Source organism: Aeromonas sp. R1-1 (assembly GCF_040908495.1).
In the GTDB taxonomy this organism is placed as follows: Bacteria; Pseudomonadota; Gammaproteobacteria; order Enterobacterales; family Aeromonadaceae; genus Aeromonas; species Aeromonas veronii.
In genome coordinates this window covers 1-8,722 of record NZ_JBFODV010000268.1, presented here as the reverse complement: position 1 = coordinate 8,722, position 8,722 = coordinate 1, and the positions used below count along the sequence as shown (strand labels likewise).

Annotated in this window: 8 protein-coding genes; 5 read left to right on the top strand and 3 right to left on the bottom strand. The window is 60.3% G+C overall.

The features are described from left to right. The 5 genes from AB5Y92_RS18210 to AB5Y92_RS18190 all read left to right on the top strand — a co-directional run. On the top strand, window positions 1-345 hold a 345-nt coding region (locus AB5Y92_RS18210), incomplete at its 5' end, for a substrate-binding domain-containing protein (RefSeq protein ID WP_368227325.1). Between the two features lie 192 nt (window positions 346-537). Then, window positions 538-1,968: a PTS trehalose transporter subunit IIBC gene (gene treB / locus AB5Y92_RS18205; RefSeq protein ID WP_005348758.1), complete on the top strand. Its 1,431-nt coding sequence runs from the start codon at window positions 538-540 to the stop codon at window positions 1,966-1,968. 66 nt (window positions 1,969-2,034) lie between these two features. Further along, entirely contained in the window at window positions 2,035-3,696 is a 1,662-nt protein-coding gene (gene treC / locus AB5Y92_RS18200; protein ID WP_368227324.1) for an alpha,alpha-phosphotrehalase, read from the top strand. A gap of 3 nt (window positions 3,697-3,699) precedes the next feature. Then, complete coding sequence (locus AB5Y92_RS18195) at window positions 3,700-4,299, top strand: sugar O-acetyltransferase (protein WP_368227323.1); 600 nt, start codon at window positions 3,700-3,702, stop codon at window positions 4,297-4,299. Window positions 4,300-4,419: 120 nt separating this feature from the next. Next, complete coding sequence (locus AB5Y92_RS18190; RefSeq protein ID WP_005336040.1) at window positions 4,420-4,608, top strand: hypothetical protein; 189 nt, start codon at window positions 4,420-4,422, stop codon at window positions 4,606-4,608. Window positions 4,609-4,668: 60 nt separating this feature from the next. Here AB5Y92_RS18190 and rluA read toward each other — a convergent pair whose 3' ends face one another. From rluA to AB5Y92_RS18175, 3 genes are all read right to left on the bottom strand, one after another. Then, on the bottom strand, window positions 4,669-5,325 hold the full coding sequence (gene rluA, locus AB5Y92_RS18185; protein WP_069528708.1) for a bifunctional tRNA pseudouridine(32) synthase/23S rRNA pseudouridine(746) synthase RluA: 657 nt from the start codon (window positions 5,323-5,325) through the stop codon (window positions 4,669-4,671). Window positions 5,326-5,361: 36 nt separating this feature from the next. After that, complete coding sequence (gene rapA, locus AB5Y92_RS18180; protein ID WP_368227322.1) at window positions 5,362-8,229, bottom strand: RNA polymerase-associated protein RapA; 2,868 nt, start codon at window positions 8,227-8,229, stop codon at window positions 5,362-5,364. Window positions 8,230-8,498: 269 nt separating this feature from the next. Beyond that, window positions 8,499-8,722, bottom strand: a 224-nt coding sequence (locus AB5Y92_RS18175) for a hypothetical protein (protein WP_368227321.1), incomplete at its 5' end; no start/stop codon positions are given.

Sequence of the window (8,722 nt, the reverse complement as noted above, 5' to 3'; positions counted from 1 at the left end):
TGCGCCGAGCAGGGGCTGGCGGCGCGCAGCGCCCTCGGCGACCTCAGCCTGCAGAGCGGCTACCGGTTGGCTGCGGAGCTGCTCACCCCGACCACCGGCGCACTGGTCTGCGCCAGCGACACCCTCGCCATCGGTGCGGCAAAATACCTGCAAGAGCAGGGGCGTAGCGAGGTGCTGGTGACCGGCCTTGGCAACAACCCCATGTTCACCTTCCTCTTCCCCAACGCCCTCACTCTGGATCTCGGTTACAAGGGGGCAGGGGAGCAGGCGGCGCGGCAGCTGCTCGGCCAGATTGAGCAGGCTCAGCCTCCGTTGGTGACAATCGCCCCCTGCCGAACCCTGTGAGCCCCATCACTCCGGACTGAACAAAAAGCGTGCTTTTTGTGACGCTGGCCACGAATTGGGAACGTTCCCATTTCGATCTGGCCAGATTGTCGGCATGCTAAATGGGAACGATACCAAAAACGCTCAGGCCGACAGACTGGCTCAAAAGGGCGATACAGACCACTATTCAATGGCGTCACAGAGGGAAGACCCATGTCCAAGATCAACGCACAGCAGCTTGCCACCCTGATCGACAAGATCGGCGGCAAGGAGAACATCGCCACCGTCAGCCACTGTCTGACCCGGTTGCGCTTCGTCCTGAACGATCCGGCCAAGGCCGACAGCAAGGCCATCGAAACCATCCCGGCGGTGAAGGGAAGCTTCACCCAGGGCGGTCAATTCCAGGTGGTGATCGGCAACGAGGTGGAGCAGTGGTACAAGGCGCTGACCGAGCAGCTCGGCGTCAGCGGTGGCAGCAAGGAGACCGCCAAGCAGGCGGCGCGCCAGAACATGAACCCGCTGGAGCGGGGCATTTCCCATCTGGCGGAGATCTTCGTTCCGCTGCTGCCCGCCATAATCACCGGCGGTCTGATCCTGGGCTTTCGCAACGTCATCGGCGACATCAAGATGTTCGACGATGGCACTCACACCCTCACCGAGATCAGCCAGTTCTGGGCTCAGGTACACGCCTTCCTCTGGCTGCTGGGCGAGGCGATTTTCCACTTCCTGCCGGTTGGTGTTTGCTGGTCTGCAGTGAAGAAGATGGGCGGCTCCGAGATCCTGGGTATCGTGCTGGGGGTGACGCTGGTGTCACCGCAGTTGATGAACGCCTACGGCATCGGCCAGCAGACTCCCGAGGTGTGGGACTTCGGCCTGTTCGTGATCCAGAAGGTGGGCTATCAGGCACAGGTCATTCCGGCGCTGCTGGCGGGTGTCTTCCTCGCCTGGGTGGAGACCAACCTCAAGCGGATCATTCCGGCTTACCTATATCTGGTGATTGTGCCGTTTGTCTCGCTGCTGCTGGCAGTGATCGTGGCCCACGCCTTTATCGGCCCGTTCGGTCGCTGGATTGGTGATGGCGTCGGTTTCGCTGCCAAGGCCGCCATGACTGGCTCCTTCGCTCCCATCGGCGCTGCCCTGTTCGGTTTCCTCTATGCACCGCTGGTCATTACCGGTATCCACCACACCACCAACGCAGTGGATCTGCAGCTGATGCAGAGCATGGGTGGCACCCCGATTTGGCCGCTGATCGCCCTCTCCAACATCGCTCAGGCTTCTGCGGTCGTCGGCATCATTCTGATTAGCCGCAAGGAGAACGAACGGGAAATCTCCGTGCCTGCCGCCATCTCCGCCTATCTCGGGGTGACCGAACCAGCCATGTACGGCATCAACCTCAAGTACAAGTTCCCCATGCTGTGCGCCATGGTGGGTTCCAGCCTTGCCGCCCTCATCTGCGGTTTCGCCGGGGTGATGGCCAACGGCATCGGGGTGGGCGGCCTGCCGGGCATCCTTTCCATCCAGCCGCAATACTGGGCGGTATTTGCCATCGCCATGCTGGTCGCCATCGTGGTGCCGGTGGTGCTGACCCTGCTGGTCTACAAGCGCCAGCAAGCCGCTGGCAAGTTGACCCAAGCCAGCGCCTGACAATGATTATCAGGGCGACCCGCGGGTCGCCCTCTCCATTTCATATTCGAGACAAGAGAAAGACCCATGAGCCAAACACCCTGGTGGCAGAGTGCCGTGATTTACCAGATTTACCCCAAGAGCTTTCAGGATTCCGCTGCCCGTGGCTCCGGCGACCTCAAGGGGATCATGGCCCGCCTCGATTACCTAAAGACGCTGGGGGTCGATGCCCTCTGGCTGACCCCGGTTTACGTCTCGCCGCAGGTGGACAACGGCTACGACATCGCCGACTACTACGCCATCGACCCCGCCTACGGCACCATGGCTGATTTCGAGGCGCTGCTGGCCGCCGCCCACGCGCGCGACATCCGCATCGTGATGGATATCGTGGTCAACCACACCTCCACCGAGCACGCCTGGTTCAAGTCGGCGCTGGGGGATAAAAACAGCCCCTACCGCGACTACTACATCTGGCGCGATCCGGTGGATGGCGGCGTGCCCAACAACTGGCAATCCAAGTTTGGTGGCAGCGCCTGGGAGCTGGACTCAGCCACCGGCCAGTACTACCTGCACCTGTTTGCCCGCGAGCAGGCGGATCTCAACTGGGAAAATCCGGCGGTGCGCGCCGAGGTGAAAAACATCATTCACTTCTGGGCCAAGAAGGGGGTGGATGGGTTCCGGCTCGACGTTATCAACCTTATCTCCAAGGATCAGACCTTCCCGAACGACGATATTGGCGATGGCCGCCGCTTCTACACCGACGGGCCGCGCATCCACGAATTCCTGCAGGATGTGAGCTGCGATGTGTTTGCTCCTGTCGGCGCCATGACGGTGGGGGAGATGTCCTCTACTTCGCTGGAGCACTGCCAGCGCTATGGCGCACTGGATGGCTCCGAGCTCTCCATGGTGTTCAACTTCCACCACCTCAAGGTGGATTACCCCAACGGCGACAAGTGGACCAAGGCGCCGTTCGATTTCCTCGAACTCAAGCGCATCTTCAACCACTGGCAGAGCGGTATGCACGGCAAGGGGTGGTCGGCGCTGTTCTGGTGCAACCACGATCAGCCGCGCATCGTCTCCCGTTTCGGCGATGAGGGTGAGCATCGGGTCGTGGCCGCCAAGATGCTGGCCAGTACGCTGCACGGCCTGCAAGGCACCCCCTACATCTATCAGGGGGAGGAGATCGGCATGACCAACCCCGGCTATCAGCACATCGATGACTATCAGGATGTGGAGAGCCGCAACATCTTCGCCATCAAGCTGGCGGAAGGGATGAGCGAGGCCGAGATCCTCGCCATTCTCGGCGCCAAGTCCCGCGACAACTCGCGCACGCCGATGCAGTGGAGCGCAGCGGCCAATGCAGGTTTCACCAGCGGGACGCCCTGGCTCAAGCCTGCCGCCAACTATCCCGAGATCAACGCCGAGGCGGCGCTGGCCGACCAGCACTCGGTGTTCTGGCATTATCGGGATCTCATCGCCATTCGCAAGGCGCACCCCATCTTCACTGTGGGGGATTATCAGGAACTACTGGCCGGGCACCCGCAGATCTGGGCCTATGCCCGCCGTGCCAACGGTCAGACCCTGCTGGTGGTGAGCAACTTCTACGGTGAGCCGGTGGAGTGTGCCTTGCCTGCCGAGCTGCAAAGCGGGCAAGGTCGGCTGCTGCTCGGCAACTACCCCGATAGTCCGGCCCAACCGCAGTCGGGTATGCTGCGCCCTTATGAATCCCTGATCTGGCTGATGGAGTAGGTAATGGAGAAGTTGGTGCGCGCTGCCGAGTGGCAGAAGATGGTGGCGGGGGAGCCCTATGACGCGGCTGACCCCGAGCTGAAAGCGGCGCGCGAGCGCTGCCGCCGGCTCTATTACACCTTCAACACCAGCTGGCAGGAGAAACCGGTGCGGGATGCTTTGCTGCACGAGCTGCTCGGTAGACGCGGCCAGGAGTGCGCCATCAATCCTCCGTTCTTCTGCGACTATGGCACCAATATCTTCGTCGGCGAGAACTTCTACGCCAACGTCAATTGCACCATCCTCGACGTCTGTGAGGTGCACATCGGCGACAACGTGCTGCTGGCGCCCGGGGTGCAGATCTACACCGCCGCTCACCCGGTGGTGGTGGCAGCGCGTATCAGGGGGGTCGAGTTCGGCAAGCCGGTACGGATCGGTCACAACGTCTGGATCGGCGGCAGCGTCGTCATCTGTCCCGGCGTCACTATCGGTGACAACAGCGTCATAGGTGCCGGTTCGGTGGTGACCAAAGATGTGCCCGCCAACGTGGTGGCGGCTGGCAACCCTTGCAAGGTGCTTCGGCCGATGACGGCACAGGAGCTTGAAGGCGTCATCCAGCGGTGAGCAGGGGCCATGAATGCAATTGCTATCTGACTGATAGAAAAGCGACTTTCAGATTGTTTTGCATTCAGTGCTTATGTTCGGGGCCGCTTGGCCGATACTGTTGAGTGCAGGAGGAACCCTATGGATATATCAAGTTCTGCAAATGCGTCGTTTGGTTCTGCTCTGATGACGGCCAGTCTGGCCAAGAAACAGCAGACCCAAGAGGGCGAAGCTGCGCTGAAGCTGCTGCAAAACGCAGCGCAATCAGCGCCGGTTGCACCGACATCGGCCAGCGCTTCTCTGGGAAGCAAGATCGATATTCGCGTCTGACCCTAATGAAAAAGCCCCCATCTTGCGATGGGGGCTTTTTTATCTCTGCGATTTGCGGGATTAGACCGGGAAAGGAGCTGGCGCCTCGAAGGTCATCCGCTCGCCACTGCGGGGATGGCTGATGGTCAGGCTGGCCGCATGAAGGTAGAGATGGGGCGCTGCCGCCAGCGCATCCGGATGAGCATAGAGGTTGTCACCCAGGATCGGGTGCCCCAGCTCCAGCATATGGACGCGCAACTGGTGCGAGCGACCTGTGATGGGGGTCAGCTTGATCAGACTGTTGCCGTTCTCCACCTTCAGTTTCTGCCACAGGGTCAGGGCGTGACGCCCCTCTTCGTGATCCACCTTCTGTTTCGGGCGGTTGGGCCAGTCGACGCAGAGCGGCAGATCTACCTGACCCGACTCTGCCTCCGGCTCACCCCACACCCAGGCGAGGTAGTGCTTCTCGGTCTCCCGCTCGCGAAATTGTCGGCTCAGCTCCCGATGAGAGTTGGGATTGAGGGGAATGACAATGACGCCCGTGGTGGACATGTCGAGGCGATGAGCTGCTGCCGCCTTGGGGTGTTGCTGTTTCACCCGATGCAGGACGCTGTCTTCATTCTCGGGGCCGCGCCCGGGGACGCTTAGTAGGCCAGTGGGCTTGTTGACCACCATGATGTCCTTGTCCTTGAACAGGATATCGAGCCAGGGTTCCAGAGGCGGTGAGTATTCAAACATAAATGTCTCGCATCAGAAGGTGGGGGCAAGCCCCCATCAGTTATGGGTAACCACGATAAAGCGGATGGCATCCAGCTTGAGTTGGGTCTGATCGATCAGGTGGTGCAATTCTGCCTGCAGATTGCGCAGATAATCCAGTTCGCTGTCGCGCACGTTCGGGTTGACCGCCTTGAGCGCTTCCAGACGATCCAGATCCTGCTGCAGGGTCTGCGCCATCTGGGCGCGGGCCTTGTCGACAATCCCGGCTTTCAGCTCTTCGGCAATGGCCTGGCCCTTGCCAATCAGACCGTGGATCACCGGCTGGGATGCAGTCACGAGCTTGCTGCCGAGGTGGCGGTTGACTGGAGTCAGCTGACGGTTGAAGGCATCGAACGCCACCTTCTCACCCAGATTCTGGCCGTTCTTGTCCATCAGCAGACGGATCGGCGTCGGCGGCATGAAGCGGTAGAGCTGGGGATGGGCTGCAGACTCGGCAACGAAGATCAGCTCAAGCAGGATGGAGCCGATGGGCAGCGCCTTGTTCTTGAGCAGTGCGACCGAGGTGGCACCGATCTCGGAGCCCAGGATAAGATCGATACCGCCGCGCATCATGGGGTGATCCCAGGAGAGCAGCGCCATGTCATCCCGCGACAGGGCGGTGTTGCGATCGAAGGTGATGGTCATGCCATCTTGCGGCAGGCCTGGGAAGCTGGAAACCAGCATATGATCACCGGGAGTCAGCACCAGCGCGTTCTCGCCACGGTCATCCTGATTGACGCCGATCTCGTCGAACATCTTGAGGGCAAAGGAGATCATGCCGGTGTCGTCATCTTCGGCGGCCAGCTTGTCGACCAACTGCTGGGCGGCGGCGCCACCGCTGGAGTGGATCTCCAGCAGGCGATCGCGGCCCTGCTCCAGTCGGGCCTTGAGCGGCTCGTGCAGTTCGCGGGTCTTGACCAGCAGGACGTCGAGTGCCGCCTGATCGCCGGTGTTGGCGGCCAGCAGCTCGAACAGCTCTTCACGTACCGCTTCGAATACCGGGCGGGCAGTCGGGCAGGTCTGCTCGAACGCGTCCAGACCATCGTGATACCAGAGCTGCAGGGCGCGCTGGGCAGTCCCTTCCAGATAGGGAACGTGGATCTCGACGGTATTCTGCTGACCGATACGATCCAGTCGGCCGATACGTTGTTCCAGCAGGTCCGGATTGAGCGGCAGATCGAACAGCACCAGATGACTGGCAAACTGGAAGTTGCGTCCTTCTGAACCGATCTCGGAGCAGAGCAGCACTTGGGCGCCACCCTCTTGCTGGGCGAAATAGGCGGAGGCCTTGTCCCGCTCGAGGATCGACATCCCTTCGTGGAACACGGCACCACGGATCCCTTCACGGGTACGCAGCGCCTCTTCCAGCGCGATGGCGGTCGCCGCTTCGGAGCAGATCACCAGCACCTTCTGCTGGCGGGCTGAGAGCAGCACCTCCAGCAACCATTCTACGCGCGGGTCGAACTGGGTCCAGGTGGCGTTGTCGCCTTCGAACTGCTGGAAGATCTTCTCGGGATAGAGGTAGCGCAGGGCACGAGTCTGCAGATCGCCACCGTTACCACCCATCATGCCCATCACCTTGATGGCAGTCTTGTACTGCTCCGGCAGCGGCATAGGGTAGACGTTGAGGTGACGCTCGGGGAAGCCCTGAATATTGGCGCGGCTGTTACGGAACAGCACCCGGCCGGTGCCGTGCTGGTCCAGCAGCTTGGCGACTGCCTGCTGGCGGGCCTCAGCATCGCGCAAGTCCAGCCCTTCCAGCTGGCTGGCGAGGATCTGTCTGGCTTCATCGCTCAGGGTCTCGCCATCCAGCAGCTCTTGTGCGGCGCTGGCGACCTGACCATAGGCCTGCTCCTCGGCGAGGAAAGCCTCGTAGTCGTAGAAACGTTCGGGATCGAGCAGGCGCAGACGGGCAAAGTGGCTCTGGTGGCCCAGCTGATCCGGTGTCGCAGTCAGCAGCAGCACGCCCGGCACCTGTTCGGCCAGCGCTTCCACCATTTCATAGGCACGGCTCGGCGCCTCTTCACTCCACTCCAGATGGTGGGCTTCGTCGACAACCAGCAGATCCCACTCGGCTTCCAGCACCTGCTCGAAGCGACGACGCTTCTTGCGCAGGAAGTCGAGGCTGCAGATCACCAGCTGTTCGGTCTCGAAGGGGTTCTCCGCATCGGCAAACGCCTCGATGCAGCGCTCCTCGTCAAACAGGGAGAAGTGCAGGTTGAAACGGCGCAGCATTTCGACCAGCCATTGGTGCTGGAGCGTCTCGGGCAGCAGAATGAGCACGCGATGGGCGCGGCCGGAGAGCAGCTGCTGATGAATGATCATGCCCGCTTCGATGGTCTTGCCCAGGCCAACCTCATCGGCCAGCAGTACGCGCGGAGCGTAGCGGTGACCCACTTCATGGGCAATATAGAGCTGGTGCGGGATCAGGCTGACCCGGCCACCGGCCAGACCACGAGTCGGGTTGCGACGACGCTGGTGCTGGTTGACCAGCGCTTCGTAGCGCAGGGTGAAGCGGGACATCCGATCGATCTGACCGGCGAACAGGCGATCCTGCGGCTTGTTGAACTTGATAAAGTTGTTGAGAAACACTTCCTTGAGGGCAACGGGCTCATTATTGTCAGTGCGCACACCTACATATATAAGCAGGCCGTCTTTCTCCTGCACTTCTTCGACCGTCATGGTCCAGTCTTCGTGACTGGTGATCTGATCGCCCACATTGAAGCTGACCCGGGTGACCGGCGCCTCTTCTTTGGCATACATGCGGTTTTCACCGGTAGCCGGAAACAACAGGGTAACCATGCGTCCTTCAACAGCAACGACAGTCCCCAACCCCAGATCCGTCTCTGTATCACTAATCCAACGCTGGCCAAGTGCAAAAGGCATTAAACTCTCCAAAGCCCAAGAGTGTGTGAATCGCAAAGGGGCGCTATGTTACCCGAAGGCGTGACCTCGATCACCATGCATATAGATGTAGAGAGACCAAATCGCCACAACCTTGATCTGCTAACACCGCCACGCCATCTAGAGGATAGCGAGCTCGCCAAACGGGTGTGTTGTTGCAGGATAAATGCGCTTTTTGGGTGATTAGTGAACGGTTGAACCAAAAATGCGAATTTAATTCGAAAACACCCTTGCAAGCGTGATCCAGATCCCTATAATGCGCCTCCATCGACAGGGCAAGCGGCAACGCAAACAACCTCGTCGGTAACCTCGAAAAGCCTTTGAAAATAAGGCTTGACTCGAGAAAGCGGTTGAGTAGAATTCCACTCCCGCAGCAACGAACTGTTGCGTCGCTCTTTAACAATTTGAATCAAGCAATCTGTGTGGGCACTCACAGCATCGAGCATCAAAAACAATTTTTGATTTTCAATGTCTG